The following is a 13,769-nucleotide window of genomic DNA, read 5'->3' on the forward strand; positions in this document are numbered from 1 at the left end:
CCCGGTTCGTAGTATCTCGACGACCACAAGATAAATCCGTGCAAAATCATACTGGAAATTTCTATTATTTCCATACCACTGTTGGTGAATCAGAGTGGGGTTCCTTGAGACAGTATCTAATGGAAATGTGTAGTGGTGGCGTAATTCACCACTTTTCCATTCCTAATGGCTTATACGAAAACATTTCTATGTGGGATATTCATCCTATCTTACATAACGAATCTATTAAAAAGATCTTACTGCTCGCGCTTTAGAGGTAGCACTACTACCCGATGGAGTCACAGCCTCACCCCGGTACGAACGAGGACTTTTATCGGACGCTCGTCGAGAGCGCAGCCGAAGGGCTGCTCACCATCGACAAGACCAGCACGATCGTCTACGCCAATCGGGCGATCGAAGAGATCCTCGGCTACACGCCGGAGGAACTCATCGGCAGTTCGAAGATGCGGATCATTCCCGAACGACTGCGCCCCGTCTACGACGCTGCGATCGAGTCGTACGTGCGGACGGGCGACCGAACCGTCGACTGGGATGGGATGGAGTTACCCGCCCAGCACAAAGACGGCCACGAGGTACCTGTGTTGATCAGCCTCCGCGAGCACGAACACGACGGAACGCGATACTTTACGGGCGTGATCCGGGACATCACCGAGCGACGCCGCCGGGAAACTCAGCTTCAGGCCCAGGCTGAACACCTGGCCCAGTTTGCAGGCGTCCTCACCCACGATATCCGTAATCCGCTCGCTGTCGCGCAGGGTTACACCGAACTCGCCCGCGAAGACCACGACATATCCGAACTGGCGGACGTCGAGGATGCACTCGCCCGAATCGACGCCCTCATCGACGACGTGTTGGCACTCTCGAAGGAAGGTCGAACTATCGGGGAGACCGAATCCGTCGCCGTCGAAGAGGCCGTCCGCGCCGCATGGGACACCGTCGACACCCGGTGTGCGACGCTGCGAGTCGAGTCCGACCTCGGAACGGTCGATGCCGACCGCAGCCGGTTCCGGGAACTCCTCGAGAACCTCTTTCGGAACGCCGTGGAACACGGTTCCACAAGCAGCCAGCAGCAAGCTGCTGGCGACGCCGACGAACACGGTTCGACAAGTCCACCCTCGGACGCTCGGGTGGGCGTCGTCGAACAGGGGAGTCCGGGCGTCACGGTTCGGATCGGGCGAGTCGACGGAGAGCTGTACGTCGCGGACGACGGGCCCGGAGTGCCGCCGGCGATCCGGTCTGCGGTGTTCGACCACGGCTACTCGACGACCGAGGGCGGTACCGGGTACGGCCTCGGGATCGTTGCCGGAATCGCGGAGGCCCACGGGTGGACCATCTCGGTCGACGATTCCGAACAGGGTGGGGCACGGTTCGTACTCGAGCTATGACTCGGCGAGTGAGAACGTGTTTGTGAGCGTAGGGGAACGTCTGTGGGGGTCGTTCATTGATATCTTCCCGCCCTGAAAGGCGAGGTTTCCGCTTGCTATACGTCATCGAAATACGTTGGATCAGCGGATGAGTCGCTCCATTGGTAGCGCGGCCTGAGCTAGCGGATCGCTGATCTCGGTCCTGATCGGGTGCGCTTCGAACGAATACTCACACCCCGCCGATGGAGCGAGTTCAGACGCTACTCAGGCGAGCCCAGCGGACGAGATCTCGGGGTGGTCCCGGAAGAACTCGACGAGTTCGTCGACGTAGATTCGGAAGGGTGGACACCGGATACCGCTTCCTCGAAGGCCTCGAACCGCGTTCTCGCAGGTGTCGCTCGTCGGGTGGACGAAGTAGTCGAACGCCGCAGGTTCGACGCCCAGCGCACGCTCGAGTCGGGGGACGATTCCAGCGCGCATCGTGAAACGCGCAGCGACGTCGGGACCGTGACTACCCGCTTGTCGAGCGCGTCACCGAACGCCCGGATCATCTCGGCGACCGTCGGCGGATTCGGATCGCAGAGCTGATACACCCCGCCGCGGGCGTCCTCGCGGGAACTCAGGTGGTCGATGGCATCCACCACGAAGTCTCGCGGGACGACGTTCCCGACTTCAGGGGTGTCGGCGTCGGCAGGGAGGGTCGCCACGAGCCGCGAGAGGCGATCGGCGGTGAGCGAGTCGGGAAACGTGCCCGAGGGTGAGAGCATACCCGACGATACGGTCACGCTGCGCATCACCGCTTTGAAACGATGAAAAACCCGGAGCACGTTCCGGTCCGATCGGCACTGATTGGAGGCTTCCCTCGACGCTACTGGCTGTGAACAGTGGTGTCTCCGCCTACTGTTGCTTCCAGAGCGTTTCGATGCGCTCTTCGATGTGATCAAGAACGAGGCGGCATACGCCACGATGATGGTCCGGCCAGTGAGCGTTCTCCGCGTCGGTGCGGCTCGCGGTTGGCGGCGGGTGGAAGTGATCTCGCGAGTTGTGTGCGTTTGGGTGCCGATCCCACCGGCACTTCCACGGGCTGTCCTGCCACTCCTCCTGGTAGTGGAAATTAAAATCGTCGTTGCGGTACCAGCGAATCTCGAAGCGAGCGGACACCTCCGCTGGGAAGTAGTCACTGGACAACTCGACACGAAGGTGCAGGTTCCCGTCCTCGATGAGAGCCGCCGATTCGAACATGCGACGCCCGACGAATCCGGATCGCATCCGCTCCAACATCGACCGGTCGATCGGTGCGGGACTCGCACCATCATCTATCGGCACCATTCAGCTGTGCGACGGGGCCGTCGAGCCGGCGACCTTTCTTCGAGCCCGTTCGTGTAGGCGACGCTCCTCGAGGATTGTGGCCCACGCACCGAGTTCCACGTACACGTCGTCGACCTGCTCGGCGTCGAACTCGAGGACATCGACCTCGGCGGGTGAGTCGACGCCGTATTCGCAGCGATACTCTTCGATCCGCTCGGTCAGTTCTGACACGCGGGCCTGCAACTCATCGACGGTGTGCTCTCGAGTCAGTTCGTTCACCCGTCGCCATTCGAAGTAGTCATCATTGCGCTCGTATCTAACCGGGCGGCCCTCGTGCCGGATAACGATGCCGAGGTCGGCGTAGAAGGATAGGTGTGTCCGTGCCGACGCTTCCGAGCAGTCCGCCCGGTCAGCGATTTCGGCGGCCGTCATCGGCTCTCGGGCGTGCAACACCGCCCCGTACACTCGCTGCTTCGTGTCTTCGGCTTCGAACGGCCGGTCGAACGGGGGCGGGCCATCGCGGCGAGTCCCGTCTGTCATACTCCCATTCACGGAGTCAGAACACATATTTTTTTCTCTGGGGAAAATATATTACCGAGCCCTCGGTCACCATGCAAATCGATATTATATCCCAACGGCGGTCGGGAATCCTCGCCCTTCAGGGCGGGGAGGTTGTCAATGTCAGATTAGGATCCGCTGAGAACTCCGTTTTTTAACTGGAATTAGGCGCTAAGTCCCCTTCCTCAAGGAACAACGCAGGGAGCGGAGCGACCGAGAAGCGCAGTAGGGAGGGGTAGTTCACATATTGGGGACAACCTCGAGCACGCGGGTGCGTTTGCTGTGTTGCTTCCGAACGGACGAGATTGCCTCAGGAGCGCTCCTCGTGAAACATCGGGTATCAAATCGCCCAAGTACCGCTTTCGTCGCGGCGAAGACATCAGGTTTTACGACTGCGCTGTCAGTCTGACAACATACTCGAGGCCGGCAGCGACGAGAACCACCGCCAGCGGACCGAGCCAGAACATCCCGAAGATCGCGAGCGGGCTGTCGGCGGTCCCGCCGAGTTCGACACCTACGGCGTAGCCGGCGATACTGAGAAACGCGACGATCGGCGCGACGTAGCCGTACTCGACGAGAAGATAGACCGAAAGGCTCGCCAGCAGAAAGTGGCCCCCGCCGATCCAGAGGGTGTACAGCACGATTTCGCCGGCCGCGTCCGCGGCGAACTCGTAGCTACCGTGCCGGGCGAGGGCGTACAGGACCAGGAGATAGCCGATGCCGGCACCCACTGCGACCAGCACCGAGGGGGACTGACTCGAGGGGAGAGCTGGCAAGTGTGTCATCAGTGATCATCAGGGTCGGTGACTGTGATTCGGGTTGCTACCATGCGGTACCTGTCTCGCCATCAAGAATAAATAACGCCGTTGGTCCCGTCGTGAGAGTTGTTGAAGTCCCAGCGCTCGTCACCGATGTGGTTGTGATCTAGCGGGTCACGGTGTTCACCTTAGGTCGCTGAATCCTCTTCGTTGATCTCCAACTGCTCACCATCACCAGAGCGGGGTGCCTCGTCGATTCCGAGTTCCTCGCCGACGGGGTGGTGGCAGGCGACACGTTTGGTCGTGTGCGATTCCGGGCCGTTTCCGGACTGTGGCAGGGGTTTGTGTTCGAGGGGCGGCTCGACAGTAACACACGTCTCGGACTTGTACGGACATTGTGGGTGGAACCGACAGCCGCTCGGTAGGTTGATCGGGTCCGGGATCTCACCTTGGATCTGGCTCCCGGCTCGTCGACGGTCCGGATCGGGCTGTGGAACTGCGTCGAGGAGGGACTCCGTATACGGGTGCGACGGCTCGTGGATGACGTCTTTCGTCGGGCCGATTTCGACGGCGTCCCCCAGGTACATGATCATCGTTCGATCAGCGAGGTAATTGATCGTCGAGAGATCGTGTGAGACGTACAGCATCGCGAGATCTCGCTTTTCCTGGAGTTCGTGGAAGAGATTCAGGATCGCGGTCTGGACGCTGACGTCTAACATCGATACGGGTTCGTCTGCGACGATGAAATCCGGATCCAGGACCAGCGCGCGAGCGATACAGACGCGCTGGCGCTGCCCGCCGGAGAGTTCAGACGGGAGTTTGTCGAGATACTTTCCCGGATCACGAAGGCCGGCGTCCTCCAACGCTTCCATGATGCGAGCTTGGCGCGTCTCTCGATCCCGGATGCCGTGAATCGTCAGCGGCTCCGACACCAGACGAGTGACGGGAAACCGTGGGTTCAACGCCTCGTACGGATCCTGGAAGATGACCTGACACTTCTCTCGGAACGTCTTCATCTGGTCGGTGTCGTACTCGAGGATGTTCTCTCCGCGAAAGCGAATCTCGCCGTCCGTGGGTGGCTGGAGCCCGACCAGCAGTTCTCCAAGCGTCGATTTTCCACACCCACTCTGGCCGGCGAGCCCGAGTATCTCGCCTTCATGGATATCAAAGCTGACGTCGTCGACGGCTTTGAGGTGCGAGGACTCGCCGAACAGTTGAGAGAGGAACCCCTGGCTGCGGGCCTGGTACAGCTTCCGGAGATTTCGGATCTCGAAAAGCGTGGGCGCTGTCATTGCTCTGCCTCCCAGGTTTCAGCGTGTGCAGCCCGGTCTCTGAACTCGCGCCGGTCCTCCACATAGTGACACTTCGCTCGATGGTCCGCCGTTCCGTTCACGGTCTCGAGCGCTGGCCGGGTATAACACTCGTCTGTTGAGAACGGACAACGATCTACAAACTGACACTCGCTTGGTTCTGACAGAAGCTCGGGTGGCGACCCCGGGATGCTGATGAGTTGATCCACATCGACCTCGAGCGTCGGAAACGCGTTGTTCAACCCCATCGTATACGGGTGTGCACTGTGGTTGAAGATCTCGCTTACCGGGCCAATTTCGGCGATCTCACCCCCATACATCACGATGACGCGATCTGCAATCTCCGCGACAACGCTCATATCGTGGGTGATGATGATCATGGAGTTGTTCAGCGAGCGTTGGAGGTCGAGGATCATCTCGAGCACGTCGTCCTGGACGACGACATCGAGGCCCGTCGTCGGCTCGTCGGCCACCACGATCGAGGGATCTAAGAGCAACGAGAACGCGATCACCACCCGCTGTCGCTGGCCACCGGAGAGCTCGTGGGGGTAATCGTTGATCCGGTTTGCATCGATGCCGACGCTCTCGAGCATTTCCTCGCTGCGCTCGAGCGCCTCCCCCTTCGACAGGTCTGTATGAGTTCTGATGACTTCTATGAACTGTTTTTTAATCGAATATACCGGATCGAGAGCATTCATCGCGCTCTGGATCACGTACGAAATCTCCGTTGCGCGAAAGTTCTTGTACTCGGATTCGGACAGTTGGGCGAGATCCGTCTCGTCTAGCATGATGTTGCCACCGGAGACGACGCCGTTGGAGGGTAGCAATCCAACGAGCGCTTCGGCGAGTGTCGTCTTCCCGCAGCCACTCTCGCCGACGATACACAGGATCTCCCCCTCCTGAAGGGTGAAACTCACGTCGTTGACGGCGTGGATCGTCTGCTCGTCGGTTCGATATTCGATCGACAGCTCGTTTACGTCTAGTAATGTCATCGTGTACTCGTTCTGGATTCTGGGCTAGGGTGGCGAATCATTTGACGGACCTCATCTCCGGTTGGGCGATATCTTCGATCGCTCGCGAGAGGTAGAACAGCGACATGATGAGCAACGTGAGTGCGATTCCCGGCGGGAAGACCCACCACGGCGCATAGCGGATCGCACCCGTCGCGAACGTCATCTGCAGCATCGATCCCCAACTGAGCTCCGCACCGATTCCCAGGAACGACACCCCTGCCTCGAGCAGGATCGCCGTCCCGACGGCGAGGGTACCCTGGATGAAGATGAGCGGAAGTAGGTTCGGGGCGATATGGATGAAGATGATCCGGAAGTCACTCGCACCGCTCGCCCGCGCGGCTTTCACGAACGGGCGTTCAGCGAGCGACAGCGTCTGTGACCGAATCACCCGCGCCATCGTTCGCCAGAGAATCAGGACCATCGCGATAATCACCGTCCACAGTGAACTGCCGAAGAACATCGCGACGATGAGGATGAGCGGTGTTGCCGGAATCCCGTAAAGGACGTCGACGACACGCATGAGGACGAGGTCGACTGTCCCCTTGTAGTAGCCGGCGACAAGCCCGACGGTGACGCCGATAACGGTCACTGACAGACCAGAGAGGAACCCGACGAGCAGGGAGGCGCGAGCGGCGAACACCCACTGGCTGAAGACGTCCTGGCCGAGGCTCGTCGTTCCGAAGATGTGGGTACTGCTCGGCGGTTCCATCCCCATCGCGGTCCCATCGGGGCTGTCGTGATAGGCCGTTGGCTCGTACGGCGCGATGTATGGAGCAAAGACGGCGACGACTACGAACGTCGTGAGAACGATGAGCGCGGCGAACGCCGTTCGGTTTCGTCGGATGTCCCCCGCGACGCCGATGAGTTGCTCCCAGAATTTCTCGAGCACGATTCGCCGATTCTCCGAGAGATGCGAATCGAGAAACGTCGTGGTATCTGAGCGTCCAGCCATCTATGTCACCGTCTCCGTTTCAGTCCGTGGATCGATGATAACGCTGATCATGTCGACGAGGAAGTTCAATGTGATGATGACCGTCGCGAGCATCAGGAACGCCCCCTGTGCAAGCGGATAGTCCTCCTGAAGCACCGCCTGCCACATCAACCGGCCGACGCCCGGCCAGGAAAACACCGTCTCGATGACGACGGAGCCGCCGAACGCGAAGCCGACCGCGATTGCCCCGTAGTGCACGACGGGCAGCAGGGAGTTTCTGGCCGCGTGTCTGTAGATCAAACTCCGTTCGGACAGCCCCTGGGCGCGCCCCATCTTGATGAAGTCCTCGCCGAGGACGTCGATCATGTTGTTTCGCATGATGAACGTTGGCGCGGTGAGCCAGTACAGCGTCGTCACGAGAAGCGGTAACGCGAGGTGTCGCAGGAAGTCCATCGAGAGGTATCGGTCGAGTAGCATATCCGAGGAGTAGCCTGCGCTTCGCATCCCGCCCGATGGCACCCACCCGAGATGAAACGAGAAGATCATGATCCCGACCATCCCGGTCCAGAACACGGGAGCGGCGTAGAACAGGATGATCGTCCCGATACCGATCGTGTCGATCAGAGTGTTTCGCCGCCAGGACAGAAACGCACCGATCGTGATTCCGATCCCGAACGCGAGCAACACCGAGGTGAGCATCAGCACGATCGTATTCAGCGTGGTATCGAGCAGGATCGAAAGCACTGGCTCGTTTCGCTGGAACGAGGTTCCGAGATCGCCCGTCAGGAGGTTCTGCATGTACGTTACGTACTGCACGTACAGTGGTTCAGTGAGACCGTGCTGTTCGAGGATCTCCTGTCTGGCCTCCGCGGGCATCGTCGGGTCGGCGACGACCGTACTCGGATCGCCGGGGGTCAACCGAAACAGGAAGAACAGGAGGTTTGCGACGACGAAGATCGACCCCACAGCGAACCCCGCCCGCTTGAGGACATACTGTAGCCTCATTCTGTGAATCGATCCGCTGGCGCGAGGAGGGTTCCATCATCCCATCGATAGCCCGCGTCGGAGAGGACGTTGATGGCCTCCTCGAGACCACCGTCGTACGCCGGCAGATCGGGGTTGTGCCACGCTTCGTTCGCGGGGGCGATCTGCGACGTCGCTTCCTGCCCGCGCCCCTCTAAGATAACCTGGACGACACGCTGTTTGTCGGTCACGTGGGCGAGCGCCTGACGGAACGCCGGGTCGGTGAACGGATCACGTTCGTTCTGTAACCAGGCGGCCGTCACGCCGTGGGATTCTGAGGCGGTCGCTTTGAGGTCTTCGTTCGCCTCTGCTTCTTCGAAGTGGGTGACCTGGATCTCTTGGATGCAGTCGGCTTCTCCCTGCTCGACGGCCCCGAAGGCAGTCGACTCGGACCCGTAGAGCGACCAGACGAGCGTCTCGAAGTCGATCTCCGCGAGGGGGTAGTCGTCGTACGTTTCGTAGACGATCTGATCCTGTGGATCGTAGGTCACGAACTCGAACGGGCCGCTGCCGACGTACACCTCGTCGTTGGTGTACTCGTTGGGATGTGAGATCCCTTCGTCGTCGACGACGTCCTCCCAGATGTGCTGGGGGAGGATGTTGAGCTGGGAGAGCGAGACCGTCGTAAACGAGGCGTCGGGTTCCTCGAGGTTGAAATGGACCGTCTCGTCGTCGACGACGTCGACGCTTTCGATGACGTCGTAGTAGCCGGCCATGTACGGGACCTCGTACTCCTGATAGTAGTCCATCGTGAACTGCACGTCGTCGGCCGTCAGCGATTCACCATCGTGGAACGTGATATCCTCGCGCAACTCCACTTCGACCGTTGTATCGTCCACGACCTCGATTTCGCTCGCGGCGGCTGGTTCCGGTTCGCCGTCGGTTGTGTAGCGAACCAGCCGCGAGAAGATCATCTTCGTCGCCTCGGCCGCTGCGTTCCCCTGGATCGCCATCGGGTGGATCGTCGTCGGCTCCTCGAGCGACGCCAATGTAAATTGCTCCTGGCCATCGACCGGCTCGAGGTTGTCGAGAACCGCAACGCTCCAGTACGGATACGCACCGATCTGCTCAGTCCACCCGCCGAAAGACGATTCGTTCGCTGCGGAGAGCGCATCCTGATGGTAAATCGGGATGACGGGCTGTTCCTCGGCCAGAATCTCCTGGGCCTCCATGACTGCCTCCTGGCGGGCGTCTTCGTCCATTTCGCTTCGAATTCGATCCGCAAGTTCGTCGTACTCGTCGCTTCGGAACTGGATCGCGTTCTCCCCTTCGTCCGCGTAATCGGAGTGGAAGTTGTGTACCAACATGAAGAACGGATCGAGTCGGTCCGGCCGCGCAACGACCCAGAGGGTCAGGACATCGAAATCCCGATCGTACCAGCGATCGAACAGTCCGCTCAGATCCCGGATATCGACGTTCACGTCGATGCCGAGTTCCGCCCACTGGTCGGCGATCATCCCCTGGGCTTCGTTCCGAAGGGGCGCCGCGTCACGCGAGATGCCGACCCACTCGATCGTATCGAGTTCCTCGTACTCTTCGTCGTCCTCCGGTGCCGGCAGGTCGTGGTCATCGTCGTCGTCCTCCCCAAGACACCCTGACAGTCCAACAGCAGTCCCCGCCACCGCTGTCGCTTTAAGAAAGCGTCTACGATTATGCATGGCGTTATCATACACCATATAGCTAATAGTATAAAGCCGTTCGGGTAGACTTCAGCGGATTGAGTCGTCGTGTGGGCGCCTCGCCGCAAGCGACAGATGCCGCGTCATCGGCGGCGATGCCCCGGATGGTCGTGAGTCGAGCTACGACACCGTCGCCACGACGTCAATCTCGATTGCTGCGTCAACGACCAAGTCGGAGACGACCGTCGTCCGCGCAGGGTACGGTTCGGACAGTTGGGATTCGTAGGCCGCGTTGAACGACTCAAAATCATCGGCATCGGTCAGGTACACGGTCGTCTTGACGACGTCCTCGAGCGAGGCGTCTGCTGCTTCGAGCACTGCTGCGATGTTTGCGAGTGCCTGTTTCGTTTCGGCCTCGATCCCGCCGTCCACGATCTCGCCCGTCTCGGGATCGGTGCCGATGTGTCCGGACACGTAGACTGCCGGTCCCTCCACGATGCCGGAGGAGTACGGGTACGAGGTCGATGCACCATCGGTTGGTTCTATTGGCCGCATACAGCCATCATCGGAGATCGACGTAATATACTTATCGCCCGTATTTGTGGCTGCCGGTGGCCGGCTGCGGGGTCGTTGCTGTAACGACTCGCGTGTCGCGGGTTCCTCGATCAGCCGGGTTCTGACCGCGCTCCCGCCGAGGAGATATCGACCTCCGCCCTACCACAGTCACTCCCTGTTCATTCGATACGCTAACGAGCATGGAGGTAAGAGTGTGGGACAGAATATCTATCGAAGACACGGAGCTCTGTGACCGATACGCCGGGCTCTATACGGGAGCGGTGACTGACAGCCTCGACGAACTCGGCTACGAGAACCAGACGCTTCCGAGCGAGATCAATCCAATCGACGACGAGTTTGTAACGGCGGGGTTTGCCTATCCGGTCCGCGGGCGCCCCGACGATGACGCCGACTACGATGAGAACATCCGGCGCTTCCTCGAAATGCTCAGCGACGCCCCCGAAAACAGCGTTATCGTATACGAAACCCACGACGACGACGCCGCACACATCGGGGAGTTATCCACGACCGCCCTCCAGGAACGCGGGTGTCGGGGCGCGATCGTCGACGGCGGTGCTCGGGACCTGGGGTACATTCTCGAGCAAGGGTTTCCCGTGTTCAGCCGGTACCGAACACCGGCTGACGCGCCACCGCGCTGGCGACTCGACGAGTGGAACGTGTCGATCGAAGTCGGCGACATCCAGATCACCCCCGGAGACGTGCTGGTAGGGGATATCGACGGTGTCGTCTGTGTCCCTGCAGACCGCCGAGTGGAGGTGCTCGAGCGAGCCGAAGCTCTCGTCGAGACCGAAGACGACGTTCGAGCGGCGGTTCGTGAGGGGGTCGACCCGGTCACGGCGTATGAACGCTACGGCACGTTCTGAGACGGTGCCGGGGACCCGATGATTCACCGTGCGGCCGGTTCGAGTGCGTCGATGCGACTGATCGCGTCTGTGAGAACCTCGATTCCGACCCCGATGCTCTGTTCGTCGATGTCGAACGTCGGCGAGTGGTGACCGCCCGGATGGTCCGTCCCGATGATCGAGTACACCGCCGAGCCGCCGGCCTCCTCGACTGCCTGCATCAGGTGCGTCGCGTCCTCGCTGGCCCCGAACTCGGCGGTCAGGTCGATGTCTGTGATGGCGTCGTGCTGGGCTGCGACGTCAGCGACGTGTTCGCTGAGCGTTCGATCACTATCGACCCGCGGAACGTCGCTCGTAATCTCGATGTCAGCGTCGCACTCGTGCATCTCTCCCGTCGCGCGAATGATTCGCCGGAACCGCCGTTCCATGTAGTCGTGAATCGCGTTCGTCTCGCCGCGGACTTCACCCCGAAGCGAGGCGGACGCGGCGATCGCGTTCGGCGAGGTTCCCGACTCGAGCTGGCCGATATTGACGCGGGTTACTCCCTCGGAGTGGCGCGGGATCGCGTACAGTTCCTGGACGGCGGTCGCGGCGGCTTGCATGCAGTTTTTGCCGACCTGGGGTTCGTTGCCCGCGTGGGCCGCCTGCCCGGTGAATTCGACGTCGAAGTTACTGACCGCGAGCGGTTTGACGATTCCTGCCACGAGCGACCCGGTGGGCCGACCGAGCCCCAGATGCAGCCCGAAGAAATAGTCGACGTCGTCGACGCGGCCACTGGCCGCCATCGACTTCGCGCCGCCGGCGGTCTCCTCTGCCGGCTGGAAGAGCAGTTTGAAGACGCCGTCGAACTCGCTGTCCTTGATCGCCTGCAACACCCCGACCCCGATCGCCATATGCCCATCGTGGCCACAGGCGTGCATCACACCGTCGTTCGTCGAGCGAAACGCAGCCGTCTGCGGCCGGTGGGCCGGTGTGGTCGCTTCCGACTGGTACAGTGCATCCATGTCGACGCGAAGCGCGACCACGGGACCGGGCCCCTGTCTGAGTACTGCAACCCCGCCGGTGAACCCCCCTCTCGCCTGCTCCAACACGTCCGATCTCGCGTCTTGGTCGACGGCGCGGTCGTACCACCGCTCGCGCTCGCGTTTCGGTGGGAGTGCCATGCGTTGCCCGTCGGCGTGGACGTCCCGACCGAGATGGAGTTCGTCGACACCGATCTCCTCGATCGCATCGACGAGTCGACTCGTCGTATAGTACTCACACCACGCCGGTTCGGGATAGCGGTGAAGGTCGCGTCTGAGCTCGATCAGCTCGTCCCGAGAGAGCGGTGGCGTCATTCTGCTGAGGTCGCCCCCGACGGGACGGTGAGTAACTGCTGTAACTTCTCCTGTGCAAGGTTGCGCCCGGACAGCTGGATGACGATTGTGTCACCCGCAACCGCCTCCTTCATTTGCAGTGCGCCTGCAATCGCTGCCGCACCCGCGCCCTCGAGGAGGATGTGTTCCTCGGCGAGAGTTCGGCGGATCGCCTCCCGGATGGCCTCGTCCTCGACGGTTCGCATTTCGGTCAACCGCTCTCTGAGGATGTCGATCGTGAGTGCAAACGGGACACGGGACTGGAGCCCCTCAGCATACGTGTCGGCGCTCGGTTTCGGCTCCAGGGAGCCGGTTCGCCACGCCTGGGTCATGGCATCGGCCTCGGTCGATTGAATGCCGACGACGTCACAGCCGGTCGCGCCGACGGTCAGACAGTAGCCGGCCGCACTCGAGCCACCACCGACGGGACAGACGACGGTATCGACCGTCGGGAGGTCCTCGAGGACCTCGAGTCCCGCGGTGCCGACGCCAGCGATGAGGGCGGGTTCGTTTGCGGAGTGGACGTATCGATACCCGTGCTCCGCGGCCTGGGCTTCGGCCCACTCGCGAGCTTCGTCGTAGTCTCGCCCTCCCGATCGAACCGTCGCCCCGAGTTGTTCCATCGCCGCGACTTTGTCCTGATTCGGGTCCTCTGGGACGGCAATCGTGACGGGCACGTCGAACGCGCGGCCCGCATACGCAACCGATTGGCCGTGGTTGCCGGTACTCGCGGCGATCAGTCCGCGGTCGGTGAACTCATCGTCCAGTTGCGAACAGAGGTTGATCCCTCCGCGCACCTTGAATGCGCCCGTCGGGAGTGTATCCTCACGCTTGAGATACACGTCGGCATCGAGTTCGTGGGACAGAAACTCGCTTCGAACGAGCGGTGTCCGCGGCAAGTGCTGGCGAACGACGTCTCGTGCCTCGTATACGTCCCCCAGCGTTGGTGGCGTGAGGTCGTGATACGCGAAAATCGTCGTCTCATCCGGTGACTCTACTGGCTCGTAACGATCGCCCATACTCTCGATGTGTGACCGAATAGCATATAATTTCTCCGATTAGCTCAGCAATGGTGTCATGTGATATCCGGTCAAGCGTTGCCCGATTCGCCT

Annotated in this window: 14 protein-coding genes; 2 read left to right on the forward strand and 12 right to left on the reverse strand. The window is 61.0% G+C overall.

Annotation, left to right across the window (positions count from 1 at the left end):
- Positions 1–272: 272 nt before the first annotated feature.
- On the forward strand, positions 273–1,385 hold the full coding sequence (locus tag AC6I6S_RS15900) for a two-component system sensor histidine kinase NtrB (protein WP_497951546.1): 1,113 nt from the start codon (positions 273–275) through the stop codon (positions 1,383–1,385).
- Between the two features lie 243 nt (positions 1,386–1,628).
- Here AC6I6S_RS15900 and AC6I6S_RS15905 read toward each other — a convergent pair whose 3' ends face one another.
- The 10 genes from AC6I6S_RS15905 to AC6I6S_RS15950 form a co-directional block, all read right to left on the reverse strand.
- Positions 1,629–1,844 (reverse strand): hypothetical protein, encoded by a 216-nt coding sequence (locus AC6I6S_RS15905; protein ID WP_497951548.1) that lies wholly within the window; start codon positions 1,842–1,844, stop codon positions 1,629–1,631.
- A 417-nt stretch (positions 1,845–2,261) separates the two neighbouring features.
- On the reverse strand, positions 2,262–2,606 hold the full coding sequence (locus AC6I6S_RS15910; protein ID WP_497951550.1) for a toxin-antitoxin system TumE family protein: 345 nt from the start codon (positions 2,604–2,606) through the stop codon (positions 2,262–2,264).
- 87 nt (positions 2,607–2,693) lie between these two features.
- Positions 2,694–3,212, reverse strand: a complete 519-nt coding sequence (locus AC6I6S_RS15915; RefSeq protein WP_497951552.1) for a DUF7342 family protein — start codon at positions 3,210–3,212, stop codon at positions 2,694–2,696.
- A gap of 404 nt (positions 3,213–3,616) precedes the next feature.
- The gene (locus tag AC6I6S_RS15920) at positions 3,617–4,015 is read right to left on the reverse strand and encodes a hypothetical protein (RefSeq protein WP_497951553.1); all 399 of its coding nucleotides are present in this window, start codon (positions 4,013–4,015) and stop codon (positions 3,617–3,619) included.
- Between the two features lie 161 nt (positions 4,016–4,176).
- Positions 4,177–5,280 carry an ABC transporter ATP-binding protein gene (locus tag AC6I6S_RS15925; protein ID WP_497951555.1) on the reverse strand — a complete coding sequence of 368 codons (1,104 nt, stop codon included), beginning with the start codon at positions 5,278–5,280 and terminating at the stop codon, positions 4,177–4,179.
- Positions 5,277–6,290: an ABC transporter ATP-binding protein gene (locus tag AC6I6S_RS15930; protein WP_497951556.1), complete on the reverse strand. Its 1,014-nt coding sequence runs from the start codon at positions 6,288–6,290 to the stop codon at positions 5,277–5,279. The genes AC6I6S_RS15925 and AC6I6S_RS15930 overlap by 4 nt, the downstream gene beginning before the upstream one ends.
- A gap of 37 nt (positions 6,291–6,327) precedes the next feature.
- Positions 6,328–7,263: an ABC transporter permease gene (locus AC6I6S_RS15935; RefSeq protein ID WP_497951557.1), complete on the reverse strand. Its 936-nt coding sequence runs from the start codon at positions 7,261–7,263 to the stop codon at positions 6,328–6,330.
- Complete coding sequence (locus AC6I6S_RS15940) at positions 7,264–8,247, reverse strand: ABC transporter permease (protein ID WP_255171309.1); 984 nt, start codon at positions 8,245–8,247, stop codon at positions 7,264–7,266.
- Positions 8,244–9,923 carry an ABC transporter substrate-binding protein gene (locus tag AC6I6S_RS15945; RefSeq protein ID WP_497951559.1) on the reverse strand — a complete coding sequence of 560 codons (1,680 nt, stop codon included), beginning with the start codon at positions 9,921–9,923 and terminating at the stop codon, positions 8,244–8,246. Before AC6I6S_RS15945 ends, AC6I6S_RS15940 begins: the two co-directional genes overlap by 4 nt.
- A gap of 141 nt (positions 9,924–10,064) precedes the next feature.
- Entirely contained in the window at positions 10,065–10,439 is a 375-nt protein-coding gene (locus AC6I6S_RS15950; RefSeq protein ID WP_497951560.1) for a RidA family protein, read from the reverse strand.
- Between the two features lie 200 nt (positions 10,440–10,639).
- On the opposite strand from AC6I6S_RS15950, the gene AC6I6S_RS15955 reads away from it, so the two are divergent.
- Positions 10,640–11,323 carry an RraA family protein gene (locus AC6I6S_RS15955; protein WP_497951561.1) on the forward strand — a complete coding sequence of 228 codons (684 nt, stop codon included), beginning with the start codon at positions 10,640–10,642 and terminating at the stop codon, positions 11,321–11,323.
- A 23-nt stretch (positions 11,324–11,346) separates the two neighbouring features.
- Here the strand turns inward: AC6I6S_RS15955 and AC6I6S_RS15960 are convergent, their stop codons facing one another.
- Positions 11,347–12,639: an amidohydrolase gene (locus tag AC6I6S_RS15960; protein WP_497951563.1), complete on the reverse strand. Its 1,293-nt coding sequence runs from the start codon at positions 12,637–12,639 to the stop codon at positions 11,347–11,349.
- Positions 12,636–13,676: a threonine ammonia-lyase gene (locus AC6I6S_RS15965; protein WP_497951564.1), complete on the reverse strand. Its 1,041-nt coding sequence runs from the start codon at positions 13,674–13,676 to the stop codon at positions 12,636–12,638. Before AC6I6S_RS15965 ends, AC6I6S_RS15960 begins: the two co-directional genes overlap by 4 nt.
- Between the last annotated feature and the right edge of the window lie 93 nt (positions 13,677–13,769).

The organism is Natrononativus sp. DTA114 (genome assembly GCF_059736515.1).

Coding starts and splice junctions, on each gene's coding strand:
- AC6I6S_RS15900 (WP_497951546.1), top strand. CDS start 273: ATGGAGTCACAGCCTCACCCCGGTACGAACGAGGACTTTTATCGGACG.
- AC6I6S_RS15905 (WP_497951548.1), bottom strand. CDS start 1,844: ATGCGCGCTGGAATCGTCCCCCGACTCGAGCGTGCGCTGGGCGTCGAA.
- AC6I6S_RS15910 (WP_497951550.1), bottom strand. CDS start 2,606: ATGTTCGAATCGGCGGCTCTCATCGAGGACGGGAACCTGCACCTTCGT.
- AC6I6S_RS15915 (WP_497951552.1), bottom strand. CDS start 3,212: ATGACAGACGGGACTCGCCGCGATGGCCCGCCCCCGTTCGACCGGCCG.
- AC6I6S_RS15920 (WP_497951553.1), bottom strand. CDS start 4,015: ATGACACACTTGCCAGCTCTCCCCTCGAGTCAGTCCCCCTCGGTGCTG.
- AC6I6S_RS15925 (WP_497951555.1), bottom strand. CDS start 5,280: ATGACAGCGCCCACGCTTTTCGAGATCCGAAATCTCCGGAAGCTGTAC.
- AC6I6S_RS15930 (WP_497951556.1), bottom strand. CDS start 6,290: ATGACATTACTAGACGTAAACGAGCTGTCGATCGAATATCGAACCGAC.
- AC6I6S_RS15935 (WP_497951557.1), bottom strand. CDS start 7,263: ATGGCTGGACGCTCAGATACCACGACGTTTCTCGATTCGCATCTCTCG.
- AC6I6S_RS15940 (WP_255171309.1), bottom strand. CDS start 8,247: ATGAGGCTACAGTATGTCCTCAAGCGGGCGGGGTTCGCTGTGGGGTCG.
- AC6I6S_RS15945 (WP_497951559.1), bottom strand. CDS start 9,923: ATGCATAATCGTAGACGCTTTCTTAAAGCGACAGCGGTGGCGGGGACT.
- AC6I6S_RS15950 (WP_497951560.1), bottom strand. CDS start 10,439: ATGCGGCCAATAGAACCAACCGATGGTGCATCGACCTCGTACCCGTAC.
- AC6I6S_RS15955 (WP_497951561.1), top strand. CDS start 10,640: ATGGAGGTAAGAGTGTGGGACAGAATATCTATCGAAGACACGGAGCTC.
- AC6I6S_RS15960 (WP_497951563.1), bottom strand. CDS start 12,639: ATGACGCCACCGCTCTCTCGGGACGAGCTGATCGAGCTCAGACGCGAC.
- AC6I6S_RS15965 (WP_497951564.1), bottom strand. CDS start 13,676: ATGGGCGATCGTTACGAGCCAGTAGAGTCACCGGATGAGACGACGATT.